This window comes from Patiriisocius marinistellae (assembly GCF_009014635.1).
GTDB classification, from domain to species: domain Bacteria; phylum Bacteroidota; class Bacteroidia; order Flavobacteriales; family Flavobacteriaceae; genus Patiriisocius; species Patiriisocius marinistellae.
In genome coordinates, this window is sequence record NZ_BKCF01000001.1 from 389107 (window position 1) to 403440 (window position 14334).

The window sequence follows — 14334 nt, forward strand, 5'->3', positions numbered from 1 at the left end:
TAAGGGCGTAAAAATACGTTTCTTTTTGTGATCTGTTTAAAATTTGCATTAAAAAATAGCCATTTGTGCCACGCTTTGAAACTTATTGTTGTTTATTTTTGCGTAAAAACATCATCTACTATGAGCGACTTTCATACGCTAAAAGTTTCAAAAATTGATAAAAACACGCCTAACTCAGTCATTATTACATTTGCCGTCCCTGGTAATTTGATGCGTGATTTTGCGTTTAAGGCTGGTCAATATCTTACCATAAAACATACAATTGAAGGAAAAGAAGTTCGTCGTGCCTATTCTATTTGCAGCGCACCACACGACAAGGTTTTACAAGTGGGAGTTAAAAAAGTAGATGGAGGCGCTTTTTCGGTTTACGCAAATGAGTCTCTTAAAGATGGTGATACTTTAGAAGTAATGCCCCCACAGGGAAAATTTATCGTCAATCCTGAAAAGGACAATGCAAAAAACTATGCTGCTTTTGCTGCTGGTAGTGGTATTACACCTATTTTATCTATCATAGAAGCAGTAATGGAAGACGAGCCAGACAGTAAGTTTTTATTGGTCTACGGAAACCAAACTAGAGAGAACACTATGTTTTATGATGCTATAATGAAGCTAAAACAAAAGAATCCACAGCGCTTTTTTCCAAATTTTATCTATAGCCGAAGTAGAGAAGATAATGCCCGTTTTGGCCGTATCGATAGATCCATCGTTAACTATTATTTGAAAAACGAATTTGAATACACTGTATTTGATGCGTTTTATGTGTGTGGACCAGAACCAATGATTGATGAGGTTTCTTCAACTTTAAAAGAAAATGGGATCAATGAAAAAGCAATTCATTTTGAACTTTTTAAAACCTCAGAAGGAGGCTTACTTGTTGAAAGCCATGATGGCACAACTAACATTTCAATAATTATCGATGATGAGACAACTACTTTTAATATGTCTCAAGAAAAATCTGTTTTAGATGCAGCCTTAGAAAAAAAACTTGATGCACCATACTCATGTCAAGGCGGAATTTGTAGTACATGTATTGCAAGAATTGTAGAAGGCAAAGCCGAAATGAGAAAAAATCAAATACTCACAGACGGCGAAATCGCCGAAGGACTTATCTTAACCTGCCAAGCACATCCCACAACAGCAACTTTAACTGTTGATTATGATGATGTATAATTAAATAGAAAGAAATGCCATAATTTATAATCATATTAAACCTCTCAGATTATAATACAGCAATTAACAACAAAATGTTAATATAGAGAGTCTTCGACAGATTCAGACTACATAAATATTAAAAATATCTATGTCAAAAGTATTAGAATTAACAATAGGTATTTGCACACTAATTATCGGTTCGATCATACTCTATCGAGAAGTTTCGCAATGGAATACAATTGGCAAAAAAGATTAGTCCATTAAATCACAAAATTATAAAATAATCTTTGGGGCCATAGTTTTTGTTCTTATTGGTATTGTAAGTATTTATCGATACTTTAATTAAAAAAATCTTTTACAAAACCCCCAATACTTTTTCAACTACTGTAGTAACAGGAATTGTATTCATGGCTTTATCATAACCAGCCGGATATTTATTTCCGTAAATTGAGGTGGGAATTAATGGAAATTGATCTCTGTCTGCTATTAATTGGTTAGCATTAGGTTGATTAAAAGGAACAAACCCGGCATAAGGGTGTGTCACTCCCCAAAGTGTAATTACAGGCAATCCATACATTGCTGCTAGGTGCCCATTACCACTATCCATTGCAAGCATTACATCTAGATTTGAAATAAGTTTTAACTCATCTTCAAATGATAAAACTCCAGCTACGTTTATTACACTTTCAAATTCTTGTGCAATATCATCAAGTTGAGAAACCTCTTTTTTTCCACCGCCAAATAGAAAAATTTTAAATCTATTTGTAGCATTCAAATCTTCAATTACCTCCTTCATTAATGACAAACGATACATTTTTCCGTCATGGGCTGCAAACGGAGCAATACCAATTAACTTTTTGGGGTGGGCTCCTACTAGTTCTTGTAATAGAGGGGTTAATCTATGTCTCCCGGGAAATTTTTGTTTATTTAAGTCAATGGGAAAGCCTAATTTTTCAAAAACATCGGCATAACGTTGATGCGTTTTTTTTAGCGGTTTTATAAGTGCCCCATTTGCTTGAATGAGCTCTTTTTTTTGGGCTCTGCCTTTATCAATTGATGCAGTTTTATTTTGACGTAGCCAAAGTAAAAACCTTAATACTTTTGAGCGTAATACATTATGTGTATCTGCTACAGCATCTATGCCTAGTTTATTTGCTTCGGTTGAAAGTTTAAATAGCCCTACAATACCTTTATGTTTTCCGTAGACATCAGCATCGAGTGTTGACACGTTTAAAATTTCAGAAAAAAATGGTTTAAAAAAAGATTTAGTAAGGACTGTTATTTTTAAATCTGGATACGTTTGAGTAACAACCCGCAGCACTGGCACTAACATAGCAACGTCTCCCATTGCTGAGAGACGAATTGCTAAAATATGTTTGGGTTTTGACATCGAAAAATCCTAATATTTCAAATTGTTGCGCTTAAACGTTAAGGCTTTCAGCGTAATAAAAACTGAAATTATTTTTCCCCTCTAAGTACAGGGTTTAACTCATCATCATTGTACATTTTCATCTGCTTATAAACTTTCATATACTTACTACCTTCTTCAATGTCATTTAATAATTGATCAATTGCCGTACTTAAGTCTACTCGTTGTTCTAATAAAATATCAAGCTTTTTCTTACAAGTTGTTCTGTGAGTTTCAGTAGCATTTGCACGAGTTGCCTCCTCGTTCATATGATATACTTTTAAAGCCAAAATTGACAAACGATCAACGCCCCAAGCTGGGCTTTCTGTGTTTATTGTGGCGTTTTCGTCTACTGTTACATTCTTATATTTTTCTAAAAAATAGCTGTCAATATATTCCACCATATCTGTTCGATCCTGATTTGATGCGTCAATTTGACGTTTTAAAGCAAGTGCTGCTATTGGGTCAATGTTAGGGTCTCTAATAATATCTTCATAATGCCACTGTACTGTATCTATCCAACATTTTCTATATAATAAGTGTTCTAACAAATGGTCATCTTTATCATATTTGTTTTCAAAAGGCTGGTCAACAGTATTAATATGGTGATATTTTACAATAACTTCTAGAAATATTTTATTGGCGAGTTCGCTAAATTTCATAGTATATATTTAAGTGTTAAACAAGGTATTACAAAGGTATGATATTTTGTGAGATTTGAGTGTTTTATACAATACAGCCTATTAATAGTTTAGCTTCATTATCTCTTCTTTTTTAAAAAAAAACTAGCGTTTTTACTAAAGATTTATAGGTTGATTTTCTAAGATTTCGTTAAAATAAAAAATTGCTTCTTATTTAAGTTTACAATTCTATCTCTCTTCGGAAATATATAAACCTGCTATATTTCGGCTCTGCCCAAAAAATTAATTTAGTATAAAGCCAATAATTAATGCTAAGAAAAATAAAGCCCACAAAAGTATTTCATTAAAAATGTAGCGCTCTTTTACAGAGGCTGCCTCAATATAATTTGTAGTTAAAATTGAGACTGGGAAGAAGAGAAAAAGTAATTCTGCTCCATTTTTTTGCGGACTCAAGGCGACTACAAAAATAGTCACAACTCCTATAGCTAATATCATAAAACCAGCGGGTTTCTCTTTTTTTGATAAAGATGTGATTTTAACTAAGCGACTACTTCCCATCCATAATAGCAAGCTAATTAACATAGTTATTGGGATAAGAATGGGTATTTTATTATATCCTCTAAAGTCAAAGTTGCCCGTTTGGTTCCAATTAAAAATCCATGTAAATGAATCGTCTTTCAATAAATAAAAAACAACAGCAAGTGTAAATACAGTAATAAAGGATAAAACCGGAATTAAGAGTAATTTAAATGAAATACTTAATAATCTAAAAATTGCAATAAATACTATTATAAAATAAAGAATTGCCCAAAAATAAAAGAGGGATGCAAGTGTTATATACATTCCTGCATCAAAAAGTTTTTTTTCAATATTCCTTCCTGTTCGTAGACTCAAAATTCTCCGAGTTGATAGTAATAAAAAAATTGCCGAAATAATAATATTAGTCTCACCAAAAACACTTGGGGTCATTAATAGAAAGATAGTATAAATAAAAATTGCATAAGTATTATTTTCTGTAACATCATTTTTTCGAATAATGAAATCAACTAGCAATAGCATAAACATCAAGAGCGATAATATTAAAACACTACTGCCTAAATTTATGAAACTAAATGTCCAAGATTGACTATTAAAAAGGAATAATAAATAACCTACACTTATAGAAATGCACAACAACACATAATTTATAGGGCTAGATTTACCAAAAAAGCTTGCGAGCATAGGGACTTATTTATACTTTTGCATTTCAAAATATAAAGATATGGCTTTAAGAGATGTTTTTTACGGTATTAAAGAGTTTTCAGAAGATGTTTTATTTGCACCTTTTGATGCATTACGTGCGCTGGAATTAGAAAGCTGGTCTGCTGCAAATATTATATCTTGGTTATTTATTTTGGTTGGTTTTGTAGCATTTATTTACTGGATGCTAGAACTAAAAAAATATAATGACAATAATGAAGAGGATCGCACCTCAACATCTCACTCTTTCTTGGGTGGAGATACATACCAATACAAAGACTAGATTTTATAAAAAAGTAAAGGGTTAAAGCTTAATCGTAATCACGATTAAGCTTTAACCCTTTTTTTTGTGGGATGAATTTTATTTAAAGAGCTAAATATCAGTTTTGACTTTAACCTATAAATACGCCTTAAAAAAATTATAAACTAAACAATATATTTACAAATCAAAACCAATATCTTTCCTGAAAAACATCCCATCAAAAGATATTTTTTCAATCTCTGTATATGATTTTTGAATTGCTTTTTTATAATCTAAATCTAGCGATGTAACTGCGATAACACGACCTCCATTAGTCACTAATCTTTCTTCATTCTGTGCGGTTCCAGCATGAAAAACGATGGAATCCTGCACATTTTCAGTGCCTTTAATTTCTTTTCCTTTTTCATATGCCTCTGGATATCCTCCCGAAACCAGCATCACCGTAGCCGCCGCTTTTTCTTCAAGTTCTATGGGCATAATATCTAGATTTTGCTCATAGGTCGCTTCGAGCAAATCAACTAGATCTGTCTTTATTCGTGGTAAAACCACCTCGGTCTCTGGATCGCCCATACGCACATTATATTCAATAACATACGGCTCATCTCCCACCTTTATTAATCCAATAAACACAAAACCTTTATAATCAATCTCCTCTTCCTTTAAACCCTTTACCGTGGGTTTTACAATACGCTCTTCTATTTTCTGCATCAACACCTCGTCTGCAAAGGGCACTGGAGATATAGCTCCCATTCCGCCAGTATTCAAGCCCTTATCGCCCTCTCCTATTCGCTTGTAATCTTTTGCTGTAGGCAAAACCTTATAGTTTTTACCATCTGTCAATACAAATACGCTTAACTCAATCCCGTCTAAAAACTCTTCGATTACCACAGTATTACTTGCATCGCCAAATTTACCACCAAGCATTTCGGCAAGTGCACTTTTTGCTTCTTCAATATCTTGTATAATCAATACCCCTTTTCCGGCTGCAAGCCCGTCTGCTTTTAATACATAAGGTGCTTTCAATGTTTCTAAAAACTGTTTTCCCGCATCTAATGTTTCTGAAGTAAAACTCGCATACGCCGCAGTAGGAATATTGTGTTGTAACATAAACTCCTTTGCACGTTCTTTACTTCCTTCTAACAAAGCACCTCTTTTTGAAGGACCAATAATTTTTATCTTCTTCAAACTTGGTGTCTCCTTAAAATAATTGGCAATCCCCATTACCAATGGATCTTCGGGCCCAACCACAACCATGTCTATTTTATTTTCTAAAACACATTTTTCAATCGCTTGAAAATCTGTCACACTTAAATCAATATTTGTTGCAATTGCAGCTGTTCCTGCATTTCCAGGTGCTACAAATAAATTTTTACACCGTTCACTTTTTGCTAATTGATACGCAAATGCATGTTCACGACCGCCTGACCCAAGTACTAAAATGTTCATATTTTTCTGGTTTTAAAGGCTACAAAAGTAACATGAATTTACCAAAATAGTACCCCAGCGTTTTGTATATTTCAGCTTTAAATTTTGACGTTTGAATTTATTTGAAACCACACTGCGATTTAATGGTTTTCCTATCAAGGAAGCAAAAGCGCGCTTACTTGAAATTCAAGCAATACCAGAAGCTGATTATGAAGCCTATGTGCATACGTTGCGAAAAGAAATAGTTAACTATCATTTAAGAGAAAACAGCTACTACAGTAATTTTGTAGGTGCTTCGGAAATGAATAACTGGGAAGCAATACCCGTGTTGAAAAAAAGGGACTTACAACGCCCGCTACAAGAGCGATTATCCCACGGTTTTCATTCAAAAAATTGTTACATCAATAAAACTTCTGGTTCTAGTGGACATCCTTTTATTTTTGCTAAAGACAAGTTTTGCCATGCCATGACTTGGGCCGAAATTTTAGATAGGTTTGGTTGGTATTCTATTGATTTTAACCGTTCTCTACAAGCACGCTTTTATGGAATTCCATTAGATACATTTGGATATCAAAAAGAGCGAATAAAAGATAGGTTAAGCAATAGATATAGATTTCCCATTTTTGATCTTTCTGATAAAAAAATGGAGGGGTTTTTAGAAAATTTCCGAAGAAAAAAGTTTGATTACATCAATGGATATACAAGCTCCATCGTACTTTTTGCAAAATTTATTCAACAAAAAAATATACTATTAACAGATGTTTGTCCATCGCTCAAACAATGCATCGTTACTAGCGAAATGCTTTTTGAAAGTGATAAAAAATTGATGGAAAAAGTTTTTGGTGTACCCGTGATTAACGAATACGGAGCGAGTGAATTAGACCTCATCGCATTCACTAACACACAAAATGAATTTATAGTTAATAGTGAAACTCTTTTTGTTGAAATACTAGATGAAAATAATAAGCCTTTACCTAAAGGGGAGCTTGGGCGTATTGTAATTACATCATTATACAACAAAGCGCATCCACTTATTAGGTATGATATAGGCGACACTGGCAGATTGACAAAAGATAGTACGTTGAAAAAACCCATCCTTGCTCAATTAATAGGCAGAACAAATGATGTCGCAATCCTTAAAAACGGAAAAAAAGTACCAGGATTGACATTTTACTATGTTACAAAAAGCGTTATTGAAGACGACGGAAATGTAAAAGAATTTGTAATTGAACAACACACATTAAACCACTTTAAAATCATTTATACCGCAAAAAACCCCCTATTAAAAACTGAAGAAGAGAGTGTTAAAAAAGCACTGTTCAAATATTTAGAAAATGATCTAGTTTTAAGCTTTGAACGTGTAACTGTTTTAAATAGAAACAATAGAGGAAAACTGAAACAGTTTGTGTGTTTAGTGGACAAATAGCTATAATGTTTAAAAACAGCCTTTTACACTCACTTCGATAGGCGTATTGTAATAAAGTTTTATCAAATTATTTAGTTGGTCAGCTGAGCTTTTCAAAAAGTAATTTAACCGCAAAGGTTTTACAATTAATACTGTTCAATGTGTTTAGGTCGATTTACAAAATACTCCCAGAAAAACCGGAGTAAATACAATGAAGACTTGATTGTTGAGTACCCTAAGTATTCTCTGTAAAATGCGTAGTTATATTTTACAAGGTTCAATTTATCTCTACTCATATTGCCGTTATGGACTCTATAATATGCTAAGTCTTGTTGAATCCCTAAGGCAGGTTTAGCACTTCTTTTAATCGCTTCGAGCCATACCGCCCAGTCTTGACGTTTTCTTATTGTAGGTGCTTCTATTTTACCTAAAACGGCACAATTGTACATGCCAGTTAAATTTCCGAGGTAATTATTATTATGTTGCTTTTTATAAGTTAATTGATTAATGGCTTTAATGCGTTTTCCTATTTCATACCCGTTTTCATCTATGTGAACATAACTCGTAAAACTTACATTACAGTTATTTTTAGACATGAAATATAACTGAATTTCTAACTTTTGCGAATGCCACAAATCATCTGCATCTAAAAATGCAATATATGTTCCTTGTGCTAGCGAGGTTCCCTTATTGCGAGCTTGGGCCGCCCCTTTGTTTATTTTCTCCTCAGTGAGTTTGATGCGAGCATCATTTTTTGCTAATGTTTTTACAATAGTAACTGATGCATCTGTAGAGTTATCATCAACAATTAAAAGTTCCCAATTTGAATATGTTTGAGATTGAATTGAAGCTATTGTTTGAGCAATAAATGGAGCAGCATTATACAGCGGTGTTATAATGGATATAAGCGGTTGTGCTATAGTATTAGTATGCTTTTTCTTCTCCTTTGATAGCATTATATACGGTTTGGAAAACAACTTTAAGATCCATAATAAGCGACCAGTTTTCTAAATAATAAATATCATATTTAACTCTATTTATAATGTCCTTATCAGTCTCTACTTCGCCTCTATAGCCACTTACTTGTGCTAATCCAGTAATTCCAGGTTTGATAAAGTGACGTACCATAAACTTGTCAATTCGCTCTGCGTACATATGTGTGTGGCTAACCATATGTGGTCTAGGTCCTACGACGCTCATATCTCCTTTTAGTACATTGATAAATTGTGGTAATTCATCCATACTTGTTTTTCTTATAATTTTACCCACTTTTGTAATACGAGTATCTCCTTTTGTAGCTTGATGTAAATGAGCTGTAGGGCTAGGTCGCATGGATCTAAATTTGTAGCAATAGAATTCTTTATAATCGAGACCATTCCTTTTTTGTTTAAAAAACACAGGACCTTTAGATTCCAGTTTTATGAGTATTCCTAAAATAGGTGTTAACCAAGATAAGATTCCCACAATAACGGTAAGAGACATAATTATATCAAAGGCTCGTTTGATAAACTTATTGAAAGGTTCATCCATGGGTATTTTACGTAGAGAAAGCACTGGTAAATAGCCATAATAACTAAAGTCTAGTCTTTTGCCATAAATCTCTTTATTGTCTGGTAAAAACTTTAAAATCTTTAAATTATTATCAGAATACTCAATTAGCTTCGCCATTTTTTCTTCGCTCAAATCACCAACTGAAGCATATATTTCATCAATTTCATTTTTATCAATAAATGAAAAAATTGTATCTAAAGATGTTTTTTCTTGGCCTTTTAAGATAAACGATTTCATGAGATGATACCCATATTCTGAGTTATCGTTAAAAAAATGCTCTAGCTCTTTTGTCTTTTCATTTAAGCCTACAATAATTACATTTCTTTTATTTCCCCCGAGTAAACCACGGTATTGTTTTAATAAATAGTAAATAGCAATTTTTATTCCCGAGATAATCCCCATTACGGTAAAAACATACTTTACAATGGCACCTGGATTTTGTTTTAATGTATAATAATACCCGTAAAAAGCAAACACAATGAGCAAAAACATCATTGTTTGTTTCATAACTAATGAGAGTATTTTAATTGCTTTTGTATATCTATAAATCTCATAGAAATTAATAATCGATGAGGAAATTATCCACGAAATGGTTACAAAAATGGTATAATTAAAAAACTCTGTTCCCCCACCTAAAAATAAATAAGCGAAAGTATTAATTACCACTAAATCGATTGCGTAAGAGATAGGTCTTAAAAACCCTGAGTATCTACCCTTTTTAAAGATCATGTTATGCTCTTATGTGCTTTGAAAAATCCTTGTGTTCACTTTTGTGTAGCTCTTCTTTTGAAAGACTTTTAAAATAATCATACGTAACTTTCATTCCGTCTGCACGTGATACTTTAGGTTCCCATCCTAAAATTTTACGAGCTAATGATATATCTGGTTCTCGCTGAAGTGGGTCGTCCTTTGGTAATTCTTTATAGATAATTTTTTGTTCAGTTCCTGTAAGTTTGATAATTTCCTTTGCAAAATCAAGTATTGTAATTTCTTCTGGATTCCCTATATTTACTGGCTTTGTATAATCACTCATCAATAATCTATACAGTCCCTCCACTTGATCTTGAACATAACAAAAAGATCGTGTTTGTAAACCGTCACCAAAAACAGTTAAATCTTCTCCTCGCAAGGCTTGCCCAATAAACGCTGGAATTACACGACCATCATTAAGTCGCATTCTTGGTCCATATGTATTAAATATACGAGCAATGCGCGTGTCTAATCCATGAAATCTATGGTATGCCATAGTAATGGATTCTTGAAAACGTTTTGCTTCATCATAAACGCCACGAGGTCCAATGGTATTTACGTTTCCGTAGTAAGTTTCTTTTTGTGGGTGTACTTGTGGATCACCATATACCTCAGAGGTTGATGCAATCATAAAGCGAGCATCTTTTTCTTTTGCTAGGCCTAACAAATTATGTGTCCCAAGTGACCCTACTTTTAACGTTTGAATAGGGATTTTGAGATAGTCAATAGGACTTGCAGGAGAAGCAAAATGTAAAATATAATCTACCTTACCAGCAACGTGTACAAACTTTGTAACATCATGATGGTAAAAGTCAAATTGCTCTAGTTTAAACAAATGTTCAAGGTTACGCTTATCTCCAGTAATAAGGTTATCCATCCCTATTACTTTAAAACCCTCAGCAATAAATTTATCACATAAATGTGATCCTAAAAACCCTGCAGCACCTGTTATTAAAACTGTTTTCATTATGCTTTTATTTCTGTTCTACCTATAGATACATAGTTGAATCCTGCTTCCTGCATATCATTTGTATCATAAAGGTTTCTACCATCAAAGATGACAGGTTGTTGCAATAGTTGCTTTACTTTAACAAGATTAGGTGTTCTAAAAATACTCCATTCTGTACAAATGAGTAACGCATCTGCACCATCTAGCGCTTCATACATTCCTGATGCATAATCAAGTGTATTACCAAATCTTTTTTGAATATTAGGCATTGCCTCTGGATCAAAAACTTGTAATGAAGCTCCGCGTTCCAACAATCCTTTCATTAAATACAATGAAGGTGCTTCTCTAATATCATCGGTCTCTGGCTTAAATGCTAATCCCCAAATTGCTATTTTCTTACCTTTTAAATCTCCTTTAAAATGCGCGTCAATTTTGGGTAATAAAATTATTTTCTGCCCTTCGTTTACTCTGATTACTGAATCTAGAATTTTGAATTCATAATTTGAGTCGCGTCCTGCTTTTTGTAGTGCCTTTACGTCTTTTGGGAAACAAGATCCACCATAACCAATGCCAGGAAATAAAAAACGTTTTCCTATACGGCTATCAGTCCCCATACCAACTCTCACTTTATCAACATCAGCTCCTACTGCTTCACAATAGTTTGCTATTTCGTTCATAAAAGTAATTTTTGTTGCAAGAAATGAGTTTGAAGCATATTTAGTAAGTTCGGCACTTTTTTCATCCATAATAATAATTGGATTGCCTGAACGTACAAAGGGCTTATATAATTTTTGCATAAGGGCTGTAGCTTTTTCACTACTTGAACCAACAACAATACGTTCTGGTTTTAAAAAATCATCTACGGCAAAACCTTCTCTCAAAAATTCTGGGTTTGAAACCACATCAAAATCACAACTTGCATTTTTTGCAATGGTGGCGCGTACTTTTTCAGCAGTACCAACGGGTACTGTGCTTTTGTCAACAATTACTTTATAGCTTTTTATTTTTTTTCCTATCTCTTCACTTACACCCAGTACATACCTTAAATCTGCGCTTCCATCTTCGTCTTCTGGAGTAGGTAATGCTAAAAAAATAATTTCGCCATGGTCTAAACCTTCATCGAGCGATGTAGTAAATGTAAGTCTCCCTGCTTTAATATTTCTATCAAAAATAACATCTAGATGTGGTTCATAAATGGGAACAATACCAGACTGCATTTGCTTCACTTTCTCTGCATCAATGTCTACACAAATTACTTCATTTCCTGTTTCGGCCAGACAGGTACCAGTTACTAGTCCTACATATCCTGTTCCTACAACTGTTATCTTCATATCTTTAATTCCGTTTAACGTACGGGGTTTATTTTATGATTACTCTTCTTAATTAAGTGAACACATCATCGCTATTAGATTGATTTTGTTCTTCTTCGGAAATTTTAATGGTTTGAAATTTCCGAAGCAAAAATACACTTTGCAATGGCTTTATTAGTTCTTTAGCGTATTGTTTTGAGGGTTATTGTTTGAAACAAGTAAAATTATAAGCATCAACCCAAAATAGTACGCTCCCATCTGGCGGTGAAATATATTTTCTACTAAGCAATAAATCACTAAAGTTACAATAATTGCTGTGGGGAAAAATTGCTTTTTATTTGTTGCAAATGTTACAATAAGGAAACCTACAAATAATAATAAACCTATTAATCCTGTACTGCTATATATGTCTAAAAACTGATTGTGAGAATTGTATCGTTCATTTACAAATGTGGCTCTCTCTGTATCATTTTTAATATTTGTACCGTAACAATTTATTAGATCATCCTTAGTTTTCTTAAAACCTACACCCGCTAAGTTAATACCTTGATTTTCAATATTTTTAATCGCACAATCCCAAGCAACTATTCTTGTACGCCATGTATTTGAAGTGTTGAAAAAAGTATTTACTTCTGTCTTAAAGCCCTTGCTAGTATTGGATTTAAGTTGGTTTTTTATAAAAAACACTGCACAAAAAATAATTGCTATTGCTGTAATGGCCATTATAGCTCGTAAAACTTTTTTCTTGCTATATAGTTGTGCTACTATGAAAATTACTAAACACACAATTGCGGCAATTTTTGATACAATTAGCGCTATAAATAATACATTTATAACAATGTTAGCAAAATAATATTTGTTGTGATCGTGATACTCCCGGCGCATTGCATAGTATGAAAAAACGATACTTAACACACTAATAAGTCCTAGGTAAAGTCTATCAATAAGAAGGGCCTCAATAACCATCTGGGTATCTCCAAACTCAAAACTAGCGTTTGTATTTGCAGCGTAAAAAATACTCACCACGGAGAAAATTACGGCTGCAAGTGCTGAGAACATGATTGCTTTTTGAACTTTACGGTCATGATATACTGGCAGATATAGAACTAATAGTCCTGCTGCGATACCTATTTTTTTTATAATTTTAAAATCGGTTTCTATCCTTCCCGTAACTAAAGCTGCTAACACTATGTACCCAAAGAAAACTATGAATAACATGGTGGGTAATTTTCTCAATTTACCTATGTGCTCTTTTTTTATCACAAAGGGAAATGTGACAATTAAAATTATAATTAAAATATTAGGTAAAGCACGTATATAATCATCAAATGGAATGATGAAAAACAGCAGCATAAATGCGAATGGATATATGGAAGAAAGAAGTATTCTCATTAATGCTTTGTTATTATTCTCACCTCAATTATAGATAATTGTTGCTGCTGTGAAGGTAAAAAACAATATGGTGAAATCCTTAGGCTCCTTTCAATTTTTCCTTTAACACAAGATATATAAACTTACTATTCCCTACGAGGTAGCGTTTCCACATACGCTTAGGCTCTTGCGCAAAGCGGTAGAACCATTCTAATCCAGCATTTTGCATCCATAGAGGTGCTCTTTTAGTAACGCCTGCAACTACATCAAAACTGCCGCCTACACCCATTACAAAGTTAATCTCTTTTAAAATTTCTCTATGGTTGTATAGAAAGTTTTCCTTTATTGGGGAGGTAATTGCAACGAAAAGCATTTGCGCCCCACTTGCAGCAATTTGTCTTGCTATCTCTGGCTCTTGTTCTCTAGTAAAATAACCGTTACGATAACCTGCAATGAGGTCTCTGTTGTATTTTTTTGCATATATTTTTGCAACATTACCAACTACTTCTTCTTTTGCACCTAGCAAAAAGATTTTATAGTTTTTTTTATATGCTAAAGTAACAAGATTATGCATTAAATCTATTCCGGCAACTCTTTCTTCAAGTGGTTTGCCAAGAAATTTACTTGCCCAAACTACTGCTTGCCCATCAGCATTGATAATATCACTACTGTTTACACTTTCCCTAAGTTGGGGGTCTTTTTGCATGGCTACCATTTTACCTGCATTTACAACTACATGATGGAGTTGTTTATTTTGCACTATAGCATTATCAACTCTCTCAATGGTTTGTTTCATTGTGAGATTGTGGATGGTGGTATTTAATATTTTAATAGTTGACAAATTAAAACTTATCATTTTTTTTGTAGACAT

Annotated in this window: 13 protein-coding genes; 3 read left to right on the forward strand and 10 right to left on the reverse strand. The window is 33.3% G+C overall.

The annotated features are described in order from the left end of the window. The first annotated feature begins 120 nt into the window (after positions 1 to 120). A complete protein-coding gene (locus tag GB234_RS01680; RefSeq protein ID WP_151892774.1) occupies positions 121 to 1170 on the forward strand; it encodes a ferredoxin--NADP reductase in 1050 nt (349 codons plus the stop codon). A gap of 337 nt (positions 1171 to 1507) precedes the next feature. Here the strand turns inward: GB234_RS01680 and GB234_RS01685 are convergent, their stop codons facing one another. The 3 genes from GB234_RS01685 to GB234_RS01695 form a co-directional block, all read right to left on the reverse strand. Further along, positions 1508 to 2542, reverse strand: a complete 1035-nt coding sequence (locus GB234_RS01685; RefSeq protein WP_172966826.1) for a glycosyltransferase family 9 protein — start codon at positions 2540 to 2542, stop codon at positions 1508 to 1510. Positions 2543 to 2610: 68 nt separating this feature from the next. Then, positions 2611 to 3222: a DUF4254 domain-containing protein gene (locus GB234_RS01690; RefSeq protein ID WP_151892775.1), complete on the reverse strand. Its 612-nt coding sequence runs from the start codon at positions 3220 to 3222 to the stop codon at positions 2611 to 2613. 261 nt (positions 3223 to 3483) lie between these two features. After that, positions 3484 to 4422 (reverse strand): DUF6427 family protein, encoded by a 939-nt coding sequence (locus GB234_RS01695; protein WP_151892776.1) that lies wholly within the window; start codon positions 4420 to 4422, stop codon positions 3484 to 3486. 40 nt (positions 4423 to 4462) lie between these two features. Between GB234_RS01695 and GB234_RS01700 the strand changes: the two genes are divergently transcribed. Further along, positions 4463 to 4723: a DUF6341 family protein gene (locus tag GB234_RS01700; RefSeq protein ID WP_151892777.1), complete on the forward strand. Its 261-nt coding sequence runs from the start codon at positions 4463 to 4465 to the stop codon at positions 4721 to 4723. A 156-nt stretch (positions 4724 to 4879) separates the two neighbouring features. On the opposite strand, the gene purD is transcribed toward GB234_RS01700, so the two are convergent. After that, entirely contained in the window at positions 4880 to 6148 is a 1269-nt protein-coding gene (purD, locus tag GB234_RS01705) for a phosphoribosylamine--glycine ligase (RefSeq protein WP_151892778.1), read from the reverse strand. Positions 6149 to 6239: 91 nt separating this feature from the next. On the opposite strand from purD, the gene GB234_RS01710 reads away from it, so the two are divergent. Further along, a complete protein-coding gene (locus tag GB234_RS01710) occupies positions 6240 to 7553 on the forward strand; it encodes a phenylacetate--CoA ligase family protein (protein WP_151892779.1) in 1314 nt (437 codons plus the stop codon). A 125-nt stretch (positions 7554 to 7678) separates the two neighbouring features. Here GB234_RS01710 and GB234_RS01715 read toward each other — a convergent pair whose 3' ends face one another. The 6 genes from GB234_RS01715 to GB234_RS01740 form a co-directional block, all read right to left on the reverse strand. Continuing rightward, on the reverse strand, positions 7679 to 8488 hold the full coding sequence (locus GB234_RS01715) for a glycosyltransferase family 2 protein (protein ID WP_151892780.1): 810 nt from the start codon (positions 8486 to 8488) through the stop codon (positions 7679 to 7681). Next, a complete protein-coding gene (locus tag GB234_RS01720) occupies positions 8457 to 9812 on the reverse strand; it encodes an exopolysaccharide biosynthesis polyprenyl glycosylphosphotransferase (RefSeq protein ID WP_151892781.1) in 1356 nt (451 codons plus the stop codon). The genes GB234_RS01715 and GB234_RS01720 overlap by 32 nt, the downstream gene beginning before the upstream one ends. A gap of 1 nt (position 9813) precedes the next feature. Next, on the reverse strand, positions 9814 to 10800 hold the full coding sequence (locus tag GB234_RS01725) for a UDP-glucuronic acid decarboxylase family protein (RefSeq protein WP_151892782.1): 987 nt from the start codon (positions 10798 to 10800) through the stop codon (positions 9814 to 9816). Then, on the reverse strand, positions 10800 to 12113 hold the full coding sequence (locus GB234_RS01730; RefSeq protein ID WP_151892783.1) for a UDP-glucose dehydrogenase family protein: 1314 nt from the start codon (positions 12111 to 12113) through the stop codon (positions 10800 to 10802). Before GB234_RS01730 ends, GB234_RS01725 begins: the two co-directional genes overlap by 1 nt. 153 nt (positions 12114 to 12266) lie before the next feature. Next, positions 12267 to 13484 carry an O-antigen ligase family protein gene (locus tag GB234_RS01735; RefSeq protein WP_151892784.1) on the reverse strand — a complete coding sequence of 406 codons (1218 nt, stop codon included), beginning with the start codon at positions 13482 to 13484 and terminating at the stop codon, positions 12267 to 12269. 79 nt (positions 13485 to 13563) lie between these two features. Continuing rightward, positions 13564 to 14334 (reverse strand): WecB/TagA/CpsF family glycosyltransferase, encoded by a 771-nt coding sequence (locus tag GB234_RS01740; RefSeq protein WP_235906035.1) that lies wholly within the window; start codon positions 14332 to 14334, stop codon positions 13564 to 13566.

Bases quoted from the DNA above. Each gene is read 5' to 3' on its own strand.
- GB234_RS01740 (WP_235906035.1), bottom strand. From the start codon at position 14,334: ATGTCTACAAAAAAAATGATAAGTTTTAATTTGTCAACTATTAAAATA.
- GB234_RS01700 (WP_151892777.1), top strand. From the start codon at position 4,463: ATGGCTTTAAGAGATGTTTTTTACGGTATTAAAGAGTTTTCAGAAGAT.
- GB234_RS01695 (WP_151892776.1), bottom strand. From the start codon at position 4,422: ATGCTCGCAAGCTTTTTTGGTAAATCTAGCCCTATAAATTATGTGTTG.
- purD (WP_151892778.1), bottom strand. From the start codon at position 6,148: ATGAACATTTTAGTACTTGGGTCAGGCGGTCGTGAACATGCATTTGCG.
- GB234_RS01685 (WP_172966826.1), bottom strand. From the start codon at position 2,542: ATGTCAAAACCCAAACATATTTTAGCAATTCGTCTCTCAGCAATGGGA.
- GB234_RS01690 (WP_151892775.1), bottom strand. From the start codon at position 3,222: ATGAAATTTAGCGAACTCGCCAATAAAATATTTCTAGAAGTTATTGTA.
- GB234_RS01715 (WP_151892780.1), bottom strand. From the start codon at position 8,488: ATGCTATCAAAGGAGAAGAAAAAGCATACTAATACTATAGCACAACCG.
- GB234_RS01730 (WP_151892783.1), bottom strand. From the start codon at position 12,113: ATGAAGATAACAGTTGTAGGAACAGGATATGTAGGACTAGTAACTGGT.
- GB234_RS01735 (WP_151892784.1), bottom strand. From the start codon at position 13,484: ATGAGAATACTTCTTTCTTCCATATATCCATTCGCATTTATGCTGCTG.
- GB234_RS01720 (WP_151892781.1), bottom strand. From the start codon at position 9,812: ATGATCTTTAAAAAGGGTAGATACTCAGGGTTTTTAAGACCTATCTCT.
- GB234_RS01725 (WP_151892782.1), bottom strand. From the start codon at position 10,800: ATGAAAACAGTTTTAATAACAGGTGCTGCAGGGTTTTTAGGATCACAT.
- GB234_RS01680 (WP_151892774.1), top strand. From the start codon at position 121: ATGAGCGACTTTCATACGCTAAAAGTTTCAAAAATTGATAAAAACACG.